We start from the raw sequence: 18,017 nt of genomic DNA, 5'->3' as shown, positions 1-18,017 counted from the left end.
GGTTCAGGGAGAACCGTCCTGCCGATGCGCCGCTCCGCAACAACATCGGGACACCGGATTGCCGGGCCCGCCGACCGCCGGACGAATTCAGGACATGGCACACTCCGGCTTCACCCGCGACAGGCCTCTACCGGCGCCGCCCCCTCTACTGGCACCGCCCCCTCTCCCGCCGCCGTCCCGCGACCACCGCCACTGACCACTCAATCCACCTGACGAGTCAAAGCCGCCGCCCTTGACGTTGTAAGGCGTGGGCGGGACGCGGGTCAGGAGCGCAGGTCGGTGTCCTTGCTGGGCTGGACGCGCTTGGGCTCGCCGGGCATCTTCGGGTAGTTGGGCGGGTACGGCATGTCGCCCAGGCCGTGGTCCTTCTCGTCCCGGTCGGCCATCTCCAGCAGCGGCTCCAGGGAGAAGGCGCGGTCGTCGATGGCCGCGTGCAGGTCGCCGACCTCGGCGAACCGGGCGGGCATCGTGGCGATCGTGAAGTCCTCGGGCGCCACGTCGGCCAGCTCGTCCCAGGTGACCGGCGCCGAGACCGGGGCGTGCGGCAGCGGCCGGACGCTGTAGGCCGAGGCGATGGTGCGGTCGCGGGCGTTCTGGTTGAAGTCGATGAAGATCTGCTCGCCCCGCTCCTCCTTCCACCACTTGGTGGTGACCAGGTCGGGGACGCGGCGTTCCACCTCGCGGCCGAACGCCAGCGCCGCCCGGCGGACGTCGGTGAACGTCCAGCGCGGCTCGATGCGCACGTAGATGTGCACGCCCGCCTTGCCGGAGGTCTTGACGAAGCCGGTGTAGCCGAGCTCGTCCAGCAGGTCGCGGGCCGGGCCCAGCGCCACCCGCACCGCGTCGGCGAACCCGGTGCCGGGCTGGGGGTCCAGGTCGATGCGCAGCTCGTCGGGGTGGTCGACGTCGGCGCCGCGCACCGGCCAGGGGTGGAAGGTCAGCGTGCCCAGGTTGGCGGCCCAGGCGATCACGGCGACCTCGGTGGGGCACACCTCGTCGGCGGACCGGCCGCTGGGGAAGTCGATGCGCGCCGACTCCACCCAGTCGGGCGCCCCCTTGGGCAGCCGCTTCTGGTAGAACGCGTCGGCGCCGCGCGGGTTGTCGCGGGTGGCCAGCCGGGCCCCCTCGAACACCCCGCCGGGCCAGCGCTCCAGCGTGGTGGGCCGGTTGCGCGTGGCGCGCAGGATGCCCTCCCCGACGGAGACGAAGTACTCCACCAGCCGCCGCTTGGTGTAGCCGGGCTGCGGGAAGTAGACCTTGTCGGGATTGCTCACCTTGACGAGACGATCCCCCACCGGGATCTGGATGCTTGGCGCGGCCATGCTGGCACGCTAACCCACGCCACCGACAACCCCCAGGCCAGGCACCGCCTCACCCGGACGAACGCGGCGTGTCACCCCATGCCGCGCCCGGGTACCGTCGAAGCATGGAGAAGATCCGCAAGAGCGACGAGGAATGGCGGGCGCAGCTGTCGCCGGAGGAGTACCACGTGCTCCGCGAGGGCGGGACGGAACGGCCGTTCACCGGCGAGTACACCGACACCAAGACGGTGGGCGTGTACCGCTGCCGCGCCTGCGGCACCGAACTGTTCCGCTCGGAGACCAAGTTCGAGTCCCACTGCGGCTGGCCGTCGTTCTTCGAGCCCGCCAAGTCGGAGGCGGTCACCCTGCTGGAGGACCGGTCCCTGGGCATGGTGCGCACCGAGGTGCGCTGCGCGACGTGCGACTCCCACCTCGGCCACGTCTTCCACGGCGAGGGCTACCCCACCCCGACCGACGACCGGTACTGCATCAACAGCATCAGCCTCACGCTCGAACCCGCCGAGTGATCTCCCGCCCCTGCCCGGCGGCCCGGGCGGGGGCACGCCGCCGCGTCCGGGCCGGGGTCAGCGGGTCTCGCCCACCTTGCAGTCGTCCTTGTCGTTCTGCTTGTTGGCCAGCACGACGCTGCCGTTGTCCTCGCTCTTGCCGTGGACGAACACGCGGGGCTCCTCGTCCCCGCCCTCCTCGAGGAACTCGGTGGTCCACTCGCACAGCGACACGGCGGGGTCGGAGTTCTCGTCGCCCTCCTCCAGGTCGGTGTAGACCCGCAGGAACTCGCCGCTGCGCCGGACGTCCTCGACATGCTTGGTGATCTTCTTGTCGGGGTCCTTGCGCTGCAGGTACGGCAGCGCGTCGGGCACCTCGTCGGGGTCGCCCGCCGACGCCGTGGCCGAGGAGCCGGCCGACGCGGACGCGCCGGGCGTCCTGGCGCGCGTCGCGCCGTGGGCGCCCGTCCCGCGCTCGGCGGCGACGGCGGCCCGGGGCGCCTCCTCGCCGCCGCCGGTGGCCGACATCACGACCACGGCCGCCACGCCCATCAGCGCCAGTGAGGCCGTCCCGGCCCCCGCCGCCCGCAGCTTGCGTCTGCCCGACTCCCCCAGCGCCTCCTTGACCATCCGGTCCCATCGGACGGCCAGCTCGGACGGTGGTTTGGCGTGCCTGCCACGGGCGTGCTTCGGGGGAGCCTTGGTCACGGGCCGCACTCTACAGGCACTTCGCCGAACGTTCCGTCCAGACGGGACAACGGGGGATCCTCCGGTCGTCGCCTCCGATCACGGCCGCGCCGCCCCGGGGCGCACGAGGATTACGGAAGGCCGGCGACCAGCTCGGTCAGCGGCTTGCGGCGGCCGGTGTAGAAGGGGACCTCCTCGCGGACGTGCAGCCGGGCCCTGGAGCCCCGCAGGTGCCGCATGAGGTCGACGATGCGGTGCAGCTCGTCGGCCTCGAACGCCAGGATCCACTCGTAGTCGCCCAGGGCGAACGAGGAGACGGTGTTGGCGCGCACGTCCGGGTAGCCGCGGGCCATCTGGCCGTGCTCGGCGAGCATGGCGCGGCGCTCCTCGTCCGGCAGCAGGTACCAGTCGTAGGAGCGGACGAACGGGTAGACGCACACGTACCCGCGCGGCTCCTCCTCGGCCAGGAACGCCGGGATGTGGCTCTTGTTGAACTCGGCGGGGCGGTGCAGCGCCATCACTGACCACACCGGCTCGCTGGCGCGGCCCAGCGCGGTGCGCCGGAACCGGGCGTAGACCTCCTGCAGGTCGTCGGAGCTAGGGGCGTGCCACCAGAACATGTAGTCGGCGTCGGCCCGCAGGCCCGCCACGTCGTACACCCCGCGGGTGGTCACGTCCTTCTGCGCGGCCTGGTCGAGCAGGTCCTGCACCTCGGCGGCGTGGCCCTCGGCGACCTCACCGGGGGTCCTCACCCGGAATACCGACCACATCGTGTAGCGGATCACCTGGTTCAGGTCCCGCGCCTTGGGCCTGCTCGCCTTCTCCGTCGCTGCCATGACTCAATTCTCCCCGACTGTCGAGATGCTCCAGCACCCGGGTCGCCGCCGCGCGGGCGGTGGCGATGCAGGCCGGGATGCCCAAACCGTCGTACGCGGCGCCCGCCACGGCCAGCCCCGGCTGACCTGCGACGGCGGCGCGGATCCGGGCCACCACGTCGGCGTGGCCCACGTTGTACTGGGGCAGCCCCCCGCCCCAGCGCGTCACGCGGCAGGCGATGGGCAGCTCGTCCAGCCCGCAGGTGACGGCCAGTTCGGTGACGGCCGCGGCCCGCAGGTCGTCGTCGGAGCGCTGGAGCGTGTGCTCCTCTCCGTACCGTCCTATGGAGCAGCGTACGGCGATCAGGTCCGGTGCGCTTTCGCGCAGGTGCGGCCATTTGACCGAGCTGAACGTGACGGCCTTCACCTCGCGGCCTTCGACCGCCGGGACGAGGTAGCCGCTGACGCGCGGCAGGCGCGGGAACGCGCTCACCGGGTAGACCAGCGTGACGATCGCCATGCTGGCGTAGTCGATGCGGGCCAGCTCCCGGGACGCGGCGGGCACCTCGTCGGCGAGCAGCCGGGCGGCCGGCGCCGCGGGCACGGCCACCACGACCGCGTCGGCGTCGAGGTACTCGGGCGAGCGCGCCGGGCCGACGGTGAGCCGCCACCCGGTGGGCGTGCGGCGCAGCCCGCGCACCATGGCCCCGGTGCGGACCGTCCCGCCCCCGGCGGTGATCGCGTCGGCCACCAGGTGCGGCAGGGAACCCAGCCCGCCGGCCAGGGTGGCGAACACCGGGCCCGGGTTGCCGGGCGCGGCCTGCCGGATGCCGCGGACGGCGGAGATCAGGGACCGGTGGCTGCGGGAGGCGACCGCGACCGACGCCATCGTCGCCTCGAACGACAGCTCCTCCACCCGCCCGGCGTACACGCCGCCCAGCAGCGGCTCGACGAGCCGGTCCACCACCTCGCGGCCGAGGCGGGCGCCGACGTAGTCGGCCACGGACACGTCGGAGGCGCCGCGCGGCGTGGCCGGGAGCACCAGGTCGAGCGGCACGCGGGCCAGCCCCATCGGGGACAGCACCTGCGCGCGGGCCAGCGCCGCCAGGTCCGACGGCACGCCCATGACCTGCCCGGACGGCAGGGGACGCAGCGCCCCGTGGCTGAAGATCGCCGACGAGGTCGTCCCCGGGTGCACCAGGTCGCCGGCCCGGCCGAGGTCGCGCACCAGCTCCAGGCCCTCGGGACGGCGCGCGAGCATGGCCTCGGCACCCTCGTCCACGGGGATCCCGCCGACCTCGCTGACCCGCAGCTTGCCGCCGATGTCGGGCGAGCCCTCCAGGACCGTCACCCGCGCCCCGCCGCGCAGCAACTGCCGTGCGGCCGTCAGGCCCGCGATTCCGCCGCCGATCACGACGGCGTGCGGCCGCCCCCCGTTTGCCTCCCGCTCGGTCATGCCTCCACGATTCCAGATGGTCTCCGCGAACCGGCAGCAGGGTCGTCCCAGGGATCACCCTGGGACGCACCTCGGGTCAGGACGCGGACGCCTCGTGGACCAGGTCGGCCAGGCGCGCCAGCACGTCCGGGTCGGTGGAGGGCAGCACGCCGTGGCCCAGGTTGAACACGTGGCCCTCGGCGGTGCGGCCCCGGGCCAGCACGTCGCGGGCCCGCGCCTCGATCACGTCCCACGGCGCGAACAGCAGCGCCGGGTCGAGGTTGCCCTGCAGCGCCTTGCCCGGCTCGACGCGGTGGACGGCCTCGTCCAGCGGAACCCGCCAGTCGACGCCCACCACGTCGGCCCCGGCCTCGCCCATCAGCCCGAGCAGCTCGCCGGTGCCGACGCCGAAGTGGATGCGCGGCACGCCCAGGCCCTCCAGGGCCTGGAAGATGCGGCGGGTGTGCGGCAGCACCGAGGCCCGGTAGTCCTGCGGGCCGACCGCGCCCACCCAGGAGTCGAACAGCTGCACCGCGCTGGCCCCGGCCTCGACCTGCACCTTCAGGTAGTCGATGGTGATGTCGGCCAGCCGTCCCAGCAGCCGGTCCCACAGCTGCGGCTCGCCGTACATCATGGCCTTGGTGTGCTCGTGGTTCTTCGACGGGCCGCCCTCGATCAGGTACGAGGCCAGCGTGAACGGCCCGCCCGCGAACCCGATCAGCGGGGTGGCGCCCAGCTCGCCGACCAGGCCCCGCACCGCCTCGGTGACGAACGGCACGTCGTCCGGCGTCAGCCGGCGCAGCGCGTCCACCCCGGCGGGGCTGCGGATCGGGTCGGCGATCACCGGGCCGACGCCCGGCTTGAGGTCCAGGTCCACCCCGACCGCCCGGAGCGGGACGACGATGTCGCTGAAGAAGATCGCCGCGTCCACCGCGTACCGGCGCAGCGGCTGCAGGGTGATCTCGATGATCATGTCCGGCCGGGCGCACGCCTCCAGCATCGGCACGCCCTCGCGCACCCGCAGGTACTCGGGCAGCGACCGGCCCGCCTGGCGCATGAACCACACCGGCGTGTACGGCACGGGCTGGCGGCGGCAGGCCCTCAGGAAGGGGCTGTCCTGCAGCCCGGAAGGAGCGTCCTTGGATCCAACGGCGTCTACGACCACAGGTGAGATGCTCCCACGAACACCCCCGCCCGGACGCACCACCCCGTGCTTCTCGCCTGCGGTCCGCCCGTTCTGAGCACTTTGGAAGATCGGGCACGATCAAGGACGTCGCCGTGGCGGCGCACGAAGTTCCGGACACGCCGAGCGAAGTCCCGCATTCTGTCACCGCCGCATGCGAACGTGATCCGTGTCATAGCCGAGGGAGGTCCCCTTGTACTGCTCCACCTGCGGTGACGACCGCCTCTTCGAGCAGCCGCCCTGCCGTGACGGGCACGGCGCGGACTGCCCCGAGAGGGTCTGCACCGAGTGCGGGGCCGCGGTCCTGATCGGCCTGCCGCCCGGATCCGACGGCGTCCCCGCCTCGTCGACGGTCTTTTCGACGGCCCAGTCGACCGCCCCGTCCGCCGCCGCGCGCGGCGGGTCGAGCAGCCCGGCCGCGGGCGGGTCCCCGGCCGCTCCCGGCTCCGCCCCCGGCGTATCCGCCACCGGCCGCGCCGCGTACCAGCGGGCCGTAGCCTGACGGCGCGCGCCCCCGAGACGAAACCTGTGCTGTGCCTCTGTCTCCGCCTCAACCCCCCGTCGCCGCGCCCGGCGCCGCGACGAGCCACCCGCACCGCGCGCCGGTGCGGGGCCGCCACCTCGGCGGTCCGATCATGACCGTCCCCGCGCCGTTCCGGCGGGCCCGCGACACGCTGCGGGCGATCCTGGAGGGCGAGCCCATCCGGCCCGAGCTCGACCTTGAGGACATGCCCGCGCCGCAGCGGCTGGCGCCCTACGCGGCGGCCCTGTCCGGCAGCGTCTACCGCGACGCCGGCACCGACGCCGAGACCGAGGTCGCCACGGGCCGCCTGATCGTGCTGTACGACCCCGAGGGCCGCGCCGGCTGGACCGGCGGCTTCCGCGTGGTCGCCTACATCCGCGCCGACCTGGAGCCCGAGATCGCCGCCGACGAGCTGATCGGCTCGGTGGCCTGGAGCTGGCTGCTGGAGGCGCTGGAGCCCGCGGGGTACGCGGGCGTGTCCGGCACCGTCACCCGGGCGGTGTCGGAGAGCTTCGGCGACAAGCGCGGCGAGCCGTCCACGACCGAGCTGGAGCTGCGCGCCTCCTGGTCCCCGACCGGCGACGATCTCACCGGGCACGTGCTGGCGTGGTGCGAGGTGATGTGCACCACGGCGGGCCTGCCGCCGTCCGGTGTGAGCACGCTGCCGGATCGTCCCGGCGGATCCGGACACTGAGCGACGTACGGTAGGGGACGTGGGAAGCACAGCGTCCGAGACCGAAGCCGCCGACGAGGGCGCGGCGGGGGCGCAGTCCGCCGCGGTACCCGCCGCGGCGGCCGCCTCACAGCAGGAGTCCACCCTCGACCCGTCCACCGTTGAACGGCCGGCCGCCGGCACCGCCGAGCGGGCGGTGCACGCCGCCGGCACCGCGCCTCCCCCGGGCGCCGTACCGCTGCTGGAGCCCCGGGACGGCGTGCCCCCGGTGATCACCACCGCCTCCGGTTTGGAACGTGTCATCGACGCGTTCGCGGCCGGCACCGGCCCGGTCGCGGTGGACGCCGAGCGCGCGTCCGGCTACCGGTACGGCCAGCGCGCCTACCTGATCCAGCTGCGCCGCCGCGGCGCGGGCACCGCGCTGATCGACCCGGTGGCGCTGCCGGACCTGTCCGGGCTGGACGCCGCGCTGGACGGCGCCGAGATCGTGCTGCACGCCGCCACCCAGGACCTGCCCTGCCTGGGCGAGGTCGGCATCCGGCCGCACCGCCTGTTCGACACCGAGCTGGCCGGGCGGCTGCTGGGCTATCCGCGGGTGGGGCTCGGCTCGATGGTGGAGAACATCCTCGGCTTCACCCTGGAGAAGGGGCACTCGGCGGCCGACTGGTCGACGCGTCCGCTGCCGGAGGACTGGCTGCGGTACGCGGCGCTGGACGTCGAGCTGCTGGTGGAGCTGCGCGACGCCCTGCACGAGAAGCTGCACGCGGCGGGCAAGCTGGAGTGGGCGCTGGAGGAGTTCGCGGCGATCCTGGCCACGCCGCCCAAGCCGCCGCGTCCCGACCCGTGGCGCCGCACGTCCGGCATCCACCGCGTGCGCAACCGGCGGGCCCTGGCGGTGGTGCGCGAGGTGTGGAACGCCCGCGACCGCATCGCCCGGGAACGCGACCTGTCGCCGGGCCGCGTGCTGCAGGACTCGGCGATCATCGAGCTGGCGCAGCAGCTGCCCAAGAGCCCGGCGGACCTGCAGGCGCTGCCGACGATGCGGGGCCGCGGCGCCCGCCGCCACCAGACGGCGTGGCTGCGCGCGGTGTCGCGGGCGCGGGCCCTGCCCGACCGGGCACTGCCGGAGGCCAACGTCCCCGGCGACGGCCCCCCGCCGGCGCACCGCTGGGCCGAGCGCGACCCGGAGGCCGCCAAGCGGCTGACCGCCGCCCGCGCGGTGGTGGCGGCGCTGGCCGACGAGCACACCATGCCGACCGAGAACCTGGTCCAGCCGGACTACGTGCGGCGGCTGGCGTGGTCGCCGCCCGCCGAGCCGACCCCCGAGGCGATCGGCGCGGCGCTGCGCGAGCTGGGCGCCCGCGGATGGCAGGTGAAGCTGGTGGCCAAGCCGCTGGCCAAGGCGTTCCAGCGGCTGGAGGCCAAGGGCGAGCTGTAGCCGGCGCCGGACGCGCGAAGGCGCCCGCGAGGCCGGTGCGGCCTGGCGGGCGCCTGCGTCTCGGCGGGGTCAGAAGCCGGTCTTGCCGCCCATGGCCAGGGCGAGCTTGCGGTACGGCGCGGCCTCGCTGGAGCGGCTCTGCCGCTCCAGCGTCCGGGCCATCGCCTCGTGCGCCCAGGCGTCGTCCGGCGCCAGCTCCAGCAGCCGCCGGAACGCCTGCTCGGCCCGTCCCAGCTGGGCGGAGTGGAAGTAGGAACGCGCCAGCAGCTCCACCACGGCCCGGTTGCCGGGCTGCTCCTCGGCCAGCGGCTCCAGGATCCGGGCCGCCGCGGCCGGGTCGCGCAGGTCGAAGTACATGCGGGCCCGCTCGTAGGTCTCGTACTGCCCGAACCAGTCCATGGCGACGTCAACGGCGCGCCGCCCGCCGCTATTCCGGGGGCCGTCGCGGGCGCGGCGCCGTCGCGGACGGAGGCCGACGCGGGGGCTGAACGCGCGGGCTACAGGTCGGGCAGCGGGTCGCGCGGGAGGTTGTCGCGGTCGAAGACCTCGGCGTCGGCGGCGTTGATGACGGGCACGTACTCGTCGTCCACCTCGAACCAGGCGCCCCCGAACTCGAACGCGGCACCCGCGCCGGTCTCCACCGGGCCGATGCGGGTGCCGCGCGGGTAGCTTCCCCAGACGCTCCTCAGCTTGCCCCGCCCGGTGGCGCCGGTGCTGATGACCGTGATCTGGTCGTCGGTGACGACGAAGAAGAACCCGGTGCCGCCGCCGGCCGTCAGCGCCGGGAATATGTACCGGATGTCCGTGTCGAGGCCGAGGAACTCCCGGCAGCGGTCGCGGACCGGACGGGGCACGGGCATGGCGGCGCAACACCTCCGGGGGGCGATCATCGGCTCGTCCCCATGATGCACCGGTCCCTCAGACCGTGGCCAGGGCCGCGGTCGGCGAGAGCCGCGCCGCCCGCGTCGCCGGGTACAGGCCGGCCGCCGTGCCGATCGCCAGGGTCGCGATGACCGCCCCGGCGGGCGCCCACAGCGGCACGACCGGCGGCCATCCCCGGTACAGGGCGAATCCCACGGTCACCGCCGCGCCCAGCACCGCCCCGGCCGCGCCGCCGAACGCCGACAGCAGCAGCGACTCGGCCAGGAACTGCAGGCGCACCTGCCCGCGGGTGGCGCCCAGCGACCGGCGCAGCCCGATCTCCCGGCGCCGCTCCAGCACCGAGATCACCATCGTGTTGGCGACGCCGACCCCGCCGACCAGCAGCGCCACCGCGCCGAGGCCGAGCAGCAGCCCGGTGAACGCGCCCGAGGCGGCGGCCCTGGCCGCCAGCGCGTCGGAGGGCCGGCTCACCTGCACCTCCTCCGGGTTCTCCGGGTTGACGGTGCGGGCCAGCACGGCCCGCACGTCCTCCACCGCCGCGTCCGCCGACCGTTCGTAGATCGTCGTCGGGTGGCCGTCGAAGCCCAGGTACCGTTCGGCCGCGTCCCACCCGACCAGCGCGGACCGGTCGATCTCGGGCGCCAGCTCGGCGGAGTCCAGGACGCCGAGGACGGTGAACCAGCGGCCGCCGATCCACACCTGGACCCCGACGCGCTCGACGCCGAGCCGCCCGGCCGCCTCCGCGCCCAGCACCACGCCGGGGTAGCGCCCGGTGCCCGCGTTCAGCCACGTGCCCGTGCGCATGCCGATCCGCAGGGTGCGGGGCAGTTCGGCGGACGCGGCGCGCACCGCGATGCCGCCGGTGATCTCGTCGGGGATGCGGTCGGTGCGCCGCACCGACGCGTCGACGGTGCCGGTCGCGGCGACCGACGTGACCGGGCCGATCCGCGCCACCATCGCCGGCGCCGACCGCGGCAGCCGGGCCCGCTCGCCGAACAGCGTGTCGCCGGGCTGGACGGTCAGCAGGTTGGTGCCGAGCCGGTCGAGCCGGCGCAGCAGGTCCTCCCGGCCGGAGGAGGAGATGCCGAGCACCGCGACCATCGTGGCGATGCCGATCGCGATGCCCAGCGCCGACAGCAGCACCCGGGTCCGCCGCGAGCGGAGCCCGGCCAGCCCGACCCGCACCACGTCCGGCCCGCTCAGCCGGGCCGCCACCAGCCGGTCCGGCGCGGCGGTGTCCCCCGCCCGCCTCATCGGGCGGTCACCTCCTCCGCCCGCTCGTCGGCGACGACCGTCCCGTCGCGCATCCCGACCCGCCGGGGCGTCCACGCCGCGACGTCCCGGTCATGGGTGATGATCACGACGGTGGTCCCGGCGTCGTGCAGGGCGCCCAGCAGGCGCAGCACCTCGCCGCCCGCCGCCGTGTCCAGGTTGCCGGTGGGCTCGTCGGCCAGCAGCAGGTCGGGCTCCCCGACGACGGCGCGCGCCACCGCGACCCGCTGCCGCTCGCCGCCCGACAGCTGGTGCGGCCGGTGGCCGGCGCGCGCGCCGAGCCCGACGCGTTCCAGCGCCTCGGCGGCGCGTCTCCTGCGCTCGCGCAGCGGGACGCCGCTGTAGAGCAGCCCGTCGGCGACGTTGTCCAGGGCGCTCACCCCGTCCGCCAGGTGGAACGACTGGAACACGAACCCGATGTGCCGCGCGCGCAGCGCCGACAGCCGCCGGTCGTCCAGCTCGGCGACCTCGTGCCCGGCGATCCGCACGCGCCCGCCGGTGGGCCGGTCCAGTGTGCCGATCATGTGCAGCAGCGTGGACTTGCCCGATCCCGACGGCCCGACGATGGCGGTCAGCTCGCCCCGGTCGATCGCCAGGTCGACCCCGCGCAGCGCCGTGACACCGCCCGGGTACCGCTTGGTGACCCCCTCCAGCTCCACGACCCTCATGTCACGGGCACCCCGACCTTCACGCCCTCCCGGAGCCCGGCCCCGGTGACCTCCACCCGTCCGCCGCCGAAGGCCCCGGTCCGGACGGGCACGATCCGCCGCGCCGCGCCCTCGACGACCTCCACGCCGAAGCCGCCCTCGCGCAGCGCCAGCAGCGCCTCGACCGGCACCGACAGCACGTTCGCGCGCCGCTCGCTCTCCAGTTCCACCGTCACCGGCGCCCGGTCGAGCCCTCCGGTGCGGGCGTTCCCGTCCAGGGTGATCTCCACGTCGACGGTGGTCTTCGGGTCCTGCTGGGTGCCGGACTGCTCGGCGACGGAGCCGACGTGCGACACCGTGCCCTTGGCGCGGTGCCCGCCGGGCAGTTCGACCGTGACGCGGGCGCCCTTCTTCGCCAGGTCCTGCTTGCCGGCGTCCAGGTCGACGTGGACGACCCGACGCGTCCCGGTGACGGTCAGCGCGGGCTGCCCCGGGCTCGTCCGCGCGCCCTTGGGCGCCTTGACCTCCTTGACGCGGACGGCTCCCGGCAGGAACACCGCCTGCGACGGGTCCACCCGGCCGGTCTCCGGCAGGCCCCGGTCGTCCTGCCACCGCCGGACCGCCTCCGCCGTGGCGGAGGTGAACTCCTCGTCGACGGTGACGTCGTAGCCGAGGGCGTCGAGGTTGCGTTCGAGCTGCCGGACGTCCGTGCCCTCGGCTCCCACCGACAGCGTCCGGTACATCGGCAGGTTCCCGTACATCAGTGTCACGGGCCGGTCGTCGACGCGCAGCAGGCTTCTGCCGCGGCCGATCGACCGCCCCTCCTCCGGCGCGGCCGTGACGACCCCGGACGCCCCCGTCCGCACGGTCTCCTCGCCCGCGAACGTGAGGGTGCCGTCCACCTCCTCGGTGTCCACGAGGTCTCCCCGGGTGACCTGCGCGGTGCCGAGGGCGGCGGCGCCCTGGGCCCGCGCACTGCCGTCGCCGCCGCCGAGGGCCAGCGCGGCGGCGCCGCCCGCGGCGACGGTCGCCGCCACCGCACCGGCGACGATCTTCTTGGCGTTCACCGGCCCGTCCCCGGCAGCAGGTGGCGGCACGCCTCACGCGCCTTGTCCATCTTCTGGCGGTCGATCCCCTTGGACGGCATGCGGAACGTCCCGTCGGGGTCGGGATCGGGGATGTCGACGCCCTGCTGCCGCATGCACTGCGCGTACCTGGTGTACCGGTCGCGCACCTCGGGGTCTTTCAGGTCGGGCATCTTGCCGCCGGCCACCAGGTACGGCCGGCACTTCTCCATGGCGTCCTGGAGCTTGTCCCGGTCGGCGCCCTTGCCGCCGATCCGCATCGTCTGCGGGTCGCCGTCCTTGGGGTCCGGCACGTCGACGCCGTTGGCCCGCATGCACTGGGCGAACTTGAGCATCGCGTCCTCGGGGCTCAGCGACCGCGACGGCGACGCCGACGCCTTCGCCGCCGCTCCCCCGGCACTGGCCACCCCGCTCCCGCCGTCCCGGCTCCCGCACGCCGCCGCCCCGGCCAGCACCGCGAGCGCGGCGATCCACACTCGGCCTCTCATCACGATGACCTCCCCGCCGGGAACCCACGCCCCGGCGAGGAGCCATCCCAGCCGCCCCGGGGTTAAACCCGCATTAGCCGCGTGACCTCTCGCTGGGTCGGACGAAGTCTGAGGGAGTCGCCAAGGAGCCCTCTCACCAGCAGAAACGTCCGGATGAGTCGCGGCGAGTCGGAGCGGATCGAACCTCGTTGGCTCCCCGCTCTGGCTCCCGTGGCTCCCCGGGCAGAGAGGAGGCGATCATGGCCCTCACCATCACCGAAAACACAATGTCCGTCACCCTGGACGGCAGGACCATCGCCACGGCCACCCGCTCCTCCGCCGGTTGGCACGTCAGCACATGGCCGGTACCGCTCTCGTACAACTCGGCGATCACAGCACTAACCCTCGCCGAACGCCTCGCCACGCACGGCGAGAACGACCCGTTCGTGCTGGCCTGGCGCGAGGAGTTGGCGCATGGCTGATCGCGTGATCCGCCTCACCACGGCTCTCGCTGTGCTGGCCGTGGCCGCAGTAGCCGCCGTCATCTCGTACCGCCACGCGTACGAACTGGTGAACTCGCACGGCGAGTCCGGCATCACGGCGCGCCTCGTCCCGTTCACCGTGGACGGCCTCATCTGGGCCGCCTCCATGGTGATCCTGGACGCCAGCCGCCGTAAGCAACCCGCACCACCGTTGGCCAAGTGGAGCCTCGCCGTGGGCATCGTGGCAACGGTAGGCGCCAACGTGGCGCACGGCGCGTCCCACGGCCCCATAGGCGCCATCGTCAGCGCATGGCCAGCCCTCGCCCTCGTCGGCTCATTCGAACTCCTGATGACGCTCACCCGAAACGCGGCATCGCACCCGTCTCCCCTACCGAAGCAACCTGCTCCAGAACGCACCGAAGTGGAGCAGACCCCGGAAGACGCAGTGTTGGCCGAGTACCTCGCGAGCCTGACCGGTCCGGGCCGCCCGCTCTCTCAGCGGTACCTCGCCGAGAAGCACGGCATCGACCGGCGCAAGGTCAAGCAGATCATCACCAACGCGGCGCACCCCGCACCACACTGAACCAGGAAGCCCCAGCCACGCCCCACCTGGGCCGTGGCTGGGGCTTTCGCATGCCCGCTACTCCAGTGGTGCCGCGTTGGACCACACCCGCTCGAAGCTCTCCAGGTACGTGCTGGCCATGCCCCCGTCTTCCGCTCTCCGCAGGTGCAGCGCAGGGCATGCGATGCCGCGATGCGGAACAATGCGGGTTGATCAGGAGATCGTCACCTCCCGGTAGATCGAGTTGAAGAGCACCGTGTCATGCAGGCGGATCTCAACGTCGTCCACCCTCTAGGGCCTGGTAGTGGACGAGAGCCGCGCGGCTCCTCGTCGCCATGGACTCGCCCACCCTCGCCCCAACCGCATTCGGCGACGCATGCCGCGTCCGGGGCTCCGAACTGGCGCACAGCTGACGACGATGTCGCAACGGGAGCCCCTGCCAAGCTCAAGCAGGCGATATAGCTCACAATGTCACAACCAGCCGATTTTCGCCCCAGAACCGACCCGAGACTATAGGCTCCACAGCAACCAGAGCACAGAGCACCCTACTATCAACACAAGGATTGTTTCAATGAACTTCGATGGCATCGTAAACGTGAGCGTTAGACTTTCCTGGCAATTTGTGGGGGACATAACACTGGACCACGAAGGGAATTTGAACTTCCCTCCAACGGGACACCTTGCAGACCGCGGCCACGTATATCGCCTCACAGGGAGGAGGTCCATCAAATTGCAAGGTTCCCATGACCAGCAATCTCGCTGGTGGCTATACATTGGACAGACTCGAAATATCCAGACCCGCATGAATAAGTACCGCAATCCAGGGCCAGGTCAGGCGACAAACCTTCGAGTAAACAATGCACTGCGCCGCGAACTAGAACAGAGAACACAAGTAGCCCTGTTCATCGCACGCGACATAGAGATCAAGATCGGCAGCCAATGGACAGGCATCGACACCGACAGCACGGTACAAAGAACGCTAGCAGAAAGTGCTGCTCTAACCCATTACTACAAGACTGAAAATTTGCTCGACGTTGACAGTCTGAACAAAGGCCTGGATGATTCGGTCGATCGCGAATTCAAGGATATCCCGTGGCCATAAGGTCGCAGATTCCTTCTGAGTCGTGGAGCGATGCTGCCCTACCGGCCTTACCGATCATCGGCCGGACATCCTCCTCCCCACCTAAACAAGCGGAACCGCCTTGGACCATACGCGCTCGAAGCTCTCCAGGTACGTGCTGGCCATGTCCCCGTCTTCCGCTCTCCGCAGGTGCAGCACGGGAGCATGGGACGCAGCGATGCCGTAGGCGTGCGGATTGACCAACAGGTCATCATCGGCGCGATAGATCGAGTTGTAGAGCACCGTGTCATGGAGCCGAATCTCCACACCGTCCACTCCGCGAAGCGCCCGGTAGTGAACGAGGGCGTTGCGGATCTTCGCCGCCATCGACTCGCCCACACCCTCATCACTGCCGCGCTCGGCGACGCGCGAGCCGTCCGGATCCCCAAGCAGAATCCTCACCCCCACACCCGCACGCGCCCTCCCAGCGAGCGTGCGCAGCATCCCCGCATCCTCAGCGACGAAGAGCCCCGCATAGGCCAGCACGCCGATCTCGACGCGGGCGCCGTTGAACAGTTGTTGCCAGACGTGACGAGGGACCGCCCAGCGGTGCGGATAGGTCGCGAGGATCTCAACCGCCGGCGGTTGCGTCCGAACGGCAGGCACAGCGACTTGCGGCCACAACTCTGCTTCCTCGCGCCCCACCAGGTCAGCGATGCTCGACCGGTGACGCGGGTAGGGCACCCGCCCGGCAAGCCACCGGCGAACTGTCTTGGGATCTACGCCCACCTGCCCCGCGACGTCGGCTTCGGTGAGGTGGGCATCGGCAAGGGCACGCCTCAACAAGTCGTTCACCGGACCTCCCGGAGATACAAGTGCCAACGACGCTAACAGAAGACGTCCCAAGACGTCCCTAGATGCCGATGGAGAGGTCCCCGTTCGGACGCGAGGCTCAAACCACGCGGCGAAGCCAGACCTTCCCGCAGAAGAAAGGCACCCACTTACGCCCCTGCCAAGGAGTCGTCATGCCCCTGGACCGACCCCGGAAGGCCGCCGTGCCCCCCGAGCACAGCCGCACGACCAGCCTCTCGGCGGCTTTGGCCGATCAAGCGCTGGCCGACCTCCGCCAGGACTTCACCGGTCACCGGATCTGGCGTTCGGTGCGTTGGGACGGATCGCTTGGGGACTGGGTCGCGACCTTGCATGACCCGACCGCCGGAATCGACGCAACGGTGATCCGCTCCAACCCCAACGCGTTGCGCAAAGCCCTCGGCCAGCAGGCGGAGCAGGCTAAGGCCAGGCGCGCGGAGACCCGGTGATGGGACGGCACCGACGACGCCCATCACCGGACGAGGCCACGAGGGAGAGCGTGGCCTCGTCGGGGGAGGCGGAGGCGGCGCGGCCCGTGCGCATGCCCCCGAGTGCACCGGCCGCGCCTCCTCTGCCCAAACCCTGTCCGCCCTGGCGAACACGCCGACACCTCAACCGACTCGCCCGCGTGCTGCGTCGCCACGGCTGGACCGCCCAACTCCGCCACGCCGAGCCGCGCCCGCTCCTCCGCGTCTTCTCCGAGTCGGTTCCGACCATCGGCGAGAGCGTGACCGTAGCCCAGGCTCACGGCGTCTGCTGGTACCGAGCCAGCACCGGTAAGTGGCTGGCGCCATGCACCGAGGTGGAACGCGCCGCCAACGCGCTCGGCGCTTTGCTCACCCCATGGGTGTCAGCCGCTCTCACCGCACGCACGCGCAAGGCAGAGTGACCAGAGGATGGCCCGCCGCACGGCATGGGGCGCGTACGCCCACATCACCAGCGTCGTACGCCAACGCATCACAGACGGCACCTACGCTCCGGGCTCCCAACTCCCGGCCGAGGTTGCCCTATGCGCCGAGTTCGACGTCGCCCGCAACACCGTGCGGCGGGCTCTATCGGCCCTGCAAGCCGAAGGACTGGTCAGGCTCCGCCCAGGCGTGGGCCGCTTCGTCCACGACCCCACCACCGAGCCAGCCACGCTCACCCGTCCCCGGTACCTGAACATCGCCGCAGACCTCCGCCGTCAGATCGAGAACGGCGACTACACCCGTGGGGACCTCTTGCCGAGCGAGGCGCAGATCCGCGAACGCTACGGCGTATCCCGCTACACAGCCCGGTGCGCCCTCATCGCGCTGCAAGACGCCGGCCTAGTCACCTGCGTCCACGGCAAAGGGCGCTACGTCCGTCAAGACGTCCCCAGATGATCCACTCGCGCCCGTGGACGTCCACTGACGTCCCCGTAGCGTCACAACCATGAAGAACACCGCAGCATGGGCACGCGAGCTCGCACGCAAGCACCTCGAAACCCCACTCCCCCGCCGCTGGGCCCACACCCAAGGCGTAGCCCGCCAAGCCCGAACCCTCGCCCCCATCCTCGGCGATCAGGCCGACCTGCTAGAAGCCGCCGCCTGGCTCCACGACATCGGCTACGCCCCGAACCTCGTCAACACGGGCTTCCACCCCCTAGACGGCGCCCGCTACCTCCGCGACACCCACCACGCCGACAACCACCTATGCCGCCTCGTAGCCCACCACTCCTGTGCTCTGATTGAGGCGCAGGAACGAGGTCTGGCGGACGAGCTAACAAACGAGTTCGAGGGACAGGCCCCGAAATTCAGCGACTTCCTGATCTACTGCGACATGACGACGGCTCCAAACGGCGACCAACTGCCCGTCGAGCAGCGCCTCTCCGAGATTCTTGGCCGATACGGGCCCGAGCACGTCGTCGGCAGGTCGATCACTAAGGCGTCTCCAGAGCTACTCAATACGGCACATCTGGTTCGATACAAGATTTCTATCGCTTACCGGATCACTGCCCGCCCCCGGTAGACGCCTCACCAACCCCTGGGACGAACCGAACAGAGACCAAAAGCACACCAAGCAGAATGTGAAAGAGATTCACATCTTGCTCTCACCTGCATGTTCGGCTTGCTTGGCGTTCCGGACCTGTGGCGACACGCCACAGGAGT

The 18,017-nt window shown here is 72.0% G+C and carries 22 protein-coding genes; 9 read left to right on the top strand and 13 right to left on the bottom strand.

The window, feature by feature from the left end:
* Window positions 1–263: 263 nt before the first annotated feature.
* Window positions 264–1,322: a DNA polymerase domain-containing protein gene (locus tag ABD811_RS34760; protein WP_344956250.1), complete on the bottom strand. Its 1,059-nt coding sequence runs from the start codon at window positions 1,320–1,322 to the stop codon at window positions 264–266.
* A gap of 104 nt (window positions 1,323–1,426) precedes the next feature.
* Here ABD811_RS34760 and msrB point away from each other — a divergent pair, with 104 nt between their 5' ends.
* The gene (msrB, locus tag ABD811_RS34755) at window positions 1,427–1,828 is read left to right on the top strand and encodes a peptide-methionine (R)-S-oxide reductase MsrB (RefSeq protein WP_344956249.1); all 402 of its coding nucleotides are present in this window, start codon (window positions 1,427–1,429) and stop codon (window positions 1,826–1,828) included.
* A gap of 57 nt (window positions 1,829–1,885) precedes the next feature.
* On the opposite strand, the gene ABD811_RS34750 is transcribed toward msrB, so the two are convergent.
* The 5 genes from ABD811_RS34750 to ABD811_RS34730 form a co-directional block, all read right to left on the bottom strand.
* The gene (locus ABD811_RS34750) at window positions 1,886–2,515 is read right to left on the bottom strand and encodes a hypothetical protein (RefSeq protein ID WP_344956247.1); all 630 of its coding nucleotides are present in this window, start codon (window positions 2,513–2,515) and stop codon (window positions 1,886–1,888) included.
* 110 nt (window positions 2,516–2,625) lie between these two features.
* Complete coding sequence (hemQ, locus tag ABD811_RS34745) at window positions 2,626–3,330, bottom strand: hydrogen peroxide-dependent heme synthase (RefSeq protein ID WP_344956245.1); 705 nt, start codon at window positions 3,328–3,330, stop codon at window positions 2,626–2,628.
* The gene (gene hemG, locus ABD811_RS34740) at window positions 3,230–4,765 is read right to left on the bottom strand and encodes a protoporphyrinogen oxidase (protein WP_344956243.1); all 1,536 of its coding nucleotides are present in this window, start codon (window positions 4,763–4,765) and stop codon (window positions 3,230–3,232) included. Before hemG ends, hemQ begins: the two co-directional genes overlap by 101 nt.
* A 76-nt stretch (window positions 4,766–4,841) precedes the next feature.
* Window positions 4,842–5,867, bottom strand: a complete 1,026-nt coding sequence (gene hemE, locus ABD811_RS34735) for a uroporphyrinogen decarboxylase (RefSeq protein ID WP_344956462.1) — start codon at window positions 5,865–5,867, stop codon at window positions 4,842–4,844.
* Window positions 5,868–6,071: 204 nt separating this feature from the next.
* Window positions 6,072–6,395: a hypothetical protein gene (locus tag ABD811_RS34730; protein ID WP_344956241.1), complete on the bottom strand. Its 324-nt coding sequence runs from the start codon at window positions 6,393–6,395 to the stop codon at window positions 6,072–6,074.
* 167 nt (window positions 6,396–6,562) lie between these two features.
* Here ABD811_RS34730 and ABD811_RS34725 point away from each other — a divergent pair, with 167 nt between their 5' ends.
* Complete coding sequence (locus ABD811_RS34725) at window positions 6,563–7,144, top strand: DUF3000 domain-containing protein (protein WP_344956239.1); 582 nt, start codon at window positions 6,563–6,565, stop codon at window positions 7,142–7,144.
* Between the two features lie 175 nt (window positions 7,145–7,319).
* Window positions 7,320–8,561 (top strand): ribonuclease D, encoded by a 1,242-nt coding sequence (locus ABD811_RS34720; protein WP_344956460.1) that lies wholly within the window; start codon window positions 7,320–7,322, stop codon window positions 8,559–8,561.
* A gap of 69 nt (window positions 8,562–8,630) precedes the next feature.
* Here the strand turns inward: ABD811_RS34720 and ABD811_RS34715 are convergent, their stop codons facing one another.
* The 6 genes from ABD811_RS34715 to ABD811_RS34690 all read right to left on the bottom strand — a co-directional run bounded on the left by ABD811_RS34715 (window position 8,631) and on the right by ABD811_RS34690 (window position 12,935).
* Window positions 8,631–8,960 (bottom strand): tetratricopeptide repeat protein, encoded by a 330-nt coding sequence (locus ABD811_RS34715; RefSeq protein ID WP_344956237.1) that lies wholly within the window; start codon window positions 8,958–8,960, stop codon window positions 8,631–8,633.
* 98 nt (window positions 8,961–9,058) lie between these two features.
* Window positions 9,059–9,421 carry a hypothetical protein gene (locus ABD811_RS34710; protein WP_344956236.1) on the bottom strand — a complete coding sequence of 121 codons (363 nt, stop codon included), beginning with the start codon at window positions 9,419–9,421 and terminating at the stop codon, window positions 9,059–9,061.
* 58 nt (window positions 9,422–9,479) lie between these two features.
* Complete coding sequence (locus tag ABD811_RS34705) at window positions 9,480–10,697, bottom strand: ABC transporter permease (protein WP_344956234.1); 1,218 nt, start codon at window positions 10,695–10,697, stop codon at window positions 9,480–9,482.
* Window positions 10,694–11,383, bottom strand: a complete 690-nt coding sequence (locus ABD811_RS34700; RefSeq protein WP_344956232.1) for an ABC transporter ATP-binding protein — start codon at window positions 11,381–11,383, stop codon at window positions 10,694–10,696. Before ABD811_RS34700 ends, ABD811_RS34705 begins: the two co-directional genes overlap by 4 nt.
* Window positions 11,380–12,429, bottom strand: coding sequence for a peptidoglycan-binding protein (locus tag ABD811_RS34695; RefSeq protein ID WP_344956230.1), 1,050 nt, complete (start codon window positions 12,427–12,429; stop codon window positions 11,380–11,382). The genes ABD811_RS34700 and ABD811_RS34695 overlap by 4 nt, the downstream gene beginning before the upstream one ends.
* Window positions 12,426–12,935 carry a hypothetical protein gene (locus ABD811_RS34690; RefSeq protein WP_344956228.1) on the bottom strand — a complete coding sequence of 170 codons (510 nt, stop codon included), beginning with the start codon at window positions 12,933–12,935 and terminating at the stop codon, window positions 12,426–12,428. Before ABD811_RS34690 ends, ABD811_RS34695 begins: the two co-directional genes overlap by 4 nt.
* Before the next feature lie 239 nt (window positions 12,936–13,174).
* Between ABD811_RS34690 and ABD811_RS34685 the strand changes: the two genes are divergently transcribed.
* The 3 genes from ABD811_RS34685 (at window position 13,175) to ABD811_RS34675 (ending at window position 15,060) form a co-directional block, all read left to right on the top strand.
* On the top strand, window positions 13,175–13,396 hold the full coding sequence (locus ABD811_RS34685) for a hypothetical protein (RefSeq protein WP_344956226.1): 222 nt from the start codon (window positions 13,175–13,177) through the stop codon (window positions 13,394–13,396).
* Window positions 13,389–13,979, top strand: coding sequence for a DUF2637 domain-containing protein (locus ABD811_RS34680; RefSeq protein WP_344956224.1), 591 nt, complete (start codon window positions 13,389–13,391; stop codon window positions 13,977–13,979). The genes ABD811_RS34685 and ABD811_RS34680 overlap by 8 nt, the downstream gene beginning before the upstream one ends.
* A gap of 550 nt (window positions 13,980–14,529) precedes the next feature.
* Window positions 14,530–15,060, top strand: coding sequence for a GIY-YIG nuclease family protein (locus tag ABD811_RS34675; RefSeq protein ID WP_344956222.1), 531 nt, complete (start codon window positions 14,530–14,532; stop codon window positions 15,058–15,060).
* An 81-nt stretch (window positions 15,061–15,141) separates the two neighbouring features.
* Here the strand turns inward: ABD811_RS34675 and ABD811_RS34670 are convergent, their stop codons facing one another.
* Window positions 15,142–15,873: a helix-turn-helix domain-containing protein gene (locus ABD811_RS34670; RefSeq protein ID WP_344956220.1), complete on the bottom strand. Its 732-nt coding sequence runs from the start codon at window positions 15,871–15,873 to the stop codon at window positions 15,142–15,144.
* A gap of 170 nt (window positions 15,874–16,043) precedes the next feature.
* On the opposite strand from ABD811_RS34670, the gene ABD811_RS34665 reads away from it, so the two are divergent.
* From ABD811_RS34665 to ABD811_RS34655, 3 genes are all read left to right on the top strand, one after another.
* Window positions 16,044–16,337: a hypothetical protein gene (locus tag ABD811_RS34665; protein ID WP_344956218.1), complete on the top strand. Its 294-nt coding sequence runs from the start codon at window positions 16,044–16,046 to the stop codon at window positions 16,335–16,337.
* A 447-nt stretch (window positions 16,338–16,784) separates the two neighbouring features.
* Window positions 16,785–17,252: a GntR family transcriptional regulator gene (locus tag ABD811_RS34660; protein WP_344956216.1), complete on the top strand. Its 468-nt coding sequence runs from the start codon at window positions 16,785–16,787 to the stop codon at window positions 17,250–17,252.
* Between the two features lie 49 nt (window positions 17,253–17,301).
* Complete coding sequence (locus tag ABD811_RS34655; protein WP_344956214.1) at window positions 17,302–17,877, top strand: HD domain-containing protein; 576 nt, start codon at window positions 17,302–17,304, stop codon at window positions 17,875–17,877.
* Window positions 17,878–18,017 lie beyond the last annotated feature (140 nt).

It is taken from the genome of Actinomadura miaoliensis (assembly GCF_039536785.1).
GTDB classification, from domain to species: domain Bacteria; phylum Actinomycetota; class Actinomycetes; order Streptosporangiales; family Streptosporangiaceae; genus Spirillospora; species Spirillospora miaoliensis.
Note: the sequence above shows the minus strand (reverse complement) of the source record. Positions and strands in the feature narration are given on the sequence as shown.